The 2,346-nt window shown below is 31.2% G+C and carries 1 protein-coding gene; it reads left to right on the forward strand.

Annotated features, from left to right (window positions below):
• Positions 1-2,346, forward strand: a 2,346-nt coding sequence (locus F3G98_RS10530; protein WP_188116983.1) for a hypothetical protein, incomplete at both ends; no start/stop codon positions are given.

Below are 2,346 nucleotides of genomic sequence, written 5' to 3' on the forward strand. Positions count from 1 at the left end.
TCTGCTCTTATGATATAGTAAATAAAAACTTAGGCTTTGGCTCTAGTGATGATACGCTCTTTAAAAGACTAAAGGATCAAATAAAAGGACTAAATGCGAATTTAAATTTTATCTGTGCTTCAAATTTCAACTCTATAAAACTAGCCAATCTAATAGCTAACAAGTCCGATAAAAATGGCACCTCTGCAAACGATGAGATGAACAGCAAAGATTTTTCAAATTTAAATAAAAACTATGTTGTGCTTTCAAACTCACCTTTTAGATCAAGTGCAGGGCTAAGAGAAGAAGTAATAAGTAAATGCCTAGATCAAGTGATAGAAGACGAGCTAAATAGACCCAACAAATCCAACCTAGTAAAACAAAAATTTACTGACATAAAAACCCTAAGTCCTATTAAGGATTACAGCCAGTACAGCATAAACATCAATAAAGAAAACAATAGATCAACTCTTGTTTTAAATTTATCCCCATTTGCAAGGATAGATAAAAAATATATAGACAACATAGAGCAAAAGAGAGAAGAATTTAAAGAGATCGCCTATCAAGATGACACTAACTATCTTGATAATTACACCAAATACGAAGAGTTATTTAAGACAAATTTCTCTCACGTAAATGCTTATGCTAAGCAGCCAAATGATATGGAGAAGATCAAAAAAAGCGAAGAAGAGTATATGAAAAAGGTAACTCTCTCTTTTAAAGCAGTATTTGATAAGGTAAATGAAAACGCCTTAAGCAGAAGAGAGGCCGAAGCATATAACAATAGCAATATCTCAAGCCAACTTATAGATGATATAAAAAATGGCTCATCAACCGCAGATGAATACCAATCACAAATGCAACGTATAATACAAACCCTCCCAAAACGCTACTCTTTCATAGAAGCACTATCTCTTGGAGTGGCTTACTTTATAATGACTAAAAGCTATTCAAAAAAAATGATTAAAAAAAGCATTAAAGATGGTGATGAATATATAGTAATAGAAGATGATGAAATAAAAGCCCTACACTCAAACTCTATAATAAGAGTTTTTGATAGAGATTTAAAGTTATTTTTCTATAAAGACTCAGTAAAAAATAGCGGACTAAAAAGTGGTGAGTATCTATGTATAGAAGAAATGTCTAAATATATGGATGGAGTAAATAACAAGGATGTAGTTAGTATTGAAGAGCTTTTAGCTGAAAATGAAGTTGGTAAAAATGCAGATATCAAAGATCCTTTGCAAAAAGATCTAATGAAACTTCTTATAGAACAAGCTGACAAGATAGATGATAACTATAAAAAAGATGAAGCTACTATAAAAGAGGCTATCGCCGCTAAGAATAAAAACACTCTAAAAGAGGCTATAAATTTAAAAGATATAGCATATAGCAATGATAGAGATATAAATAAAGAGGTAACCTCATTACTAGTAAAAACTACTATAGAAGAGGTATTTCCACTAGCAAAATTTGTTGGTGAAGATGGCATATCTAAGATATATGAATCACTTGGCTCTTATATATTTAATAAAGACGCAAAGGCACTAAGAGAAACATTTCTTGATGAGCTTGGGGTATTAAATTTAGTAAAAAGTCTACTTGGTGCAAGAAAGACTAAAGAGATAGATAGATATATCTTGCTAATAACAAGTCTAAAAACTACAAGCGTAGTTTTACAACATTCAAAGCTTAATCTAATCATTCAAGCTTCAAATGCCTTTAGGCTTCATATGGCGATGGAGTATTATAAACTAAGTATAACTTATACAGAGATCACAACATATACCTTTATGAGATATACCCATAGGTTTAGCTATACAGATTTTCAAGAGATAAAGAGGCTAATAAAAGATTATGCGGGATCACTAGGTAAGAGTATAGGTGCTTCTATGGTTAGTGGTGCATTAGAACTCTGGAAAACCTCATATGAAAAACTAGAAGAGAACTACAACGAGATAATGCATACAAGATATACATATAAATTTAATGAAGCTTACGCACTAAATAATATCTCATATAAACCTATGTCTATAAAAGAAGCCTATGATAAAAATAGTACAAATACATATTGCTACTATCCAGTAATGATCTATCAAAACTATATAAGCCTAAATTTAAATAGACTATTTCTAGGAGCTAATATAAGTAGTGGAGGACTAGACTATAACTCATTTATATACTACGACATAGACCACAAGAAAAACAAACTATCTTTTAACCTAGCCTCTAAACTAGCACTAAATAACCTTAGTGCTTATCTATGCTTAGATGAGCTAAGAGGATCTGGTAATGAGATAGATGCAAGGTATTTTAACTATGCTAGAAGTAGATATACTGAATCTGATGTAGAGATAAGGGAGTTAA

The sequence above is a fragment of the Campylobacter concisus genome (assembly GCF_902460895.1).
GTDB classification, from domain to species: Bacteria; Campylobacterota; Campylobacteria; order Campylobacterales; family Campylobacteraceae; genus Campylobacter_A; species Campylobacter_A concisus_BC.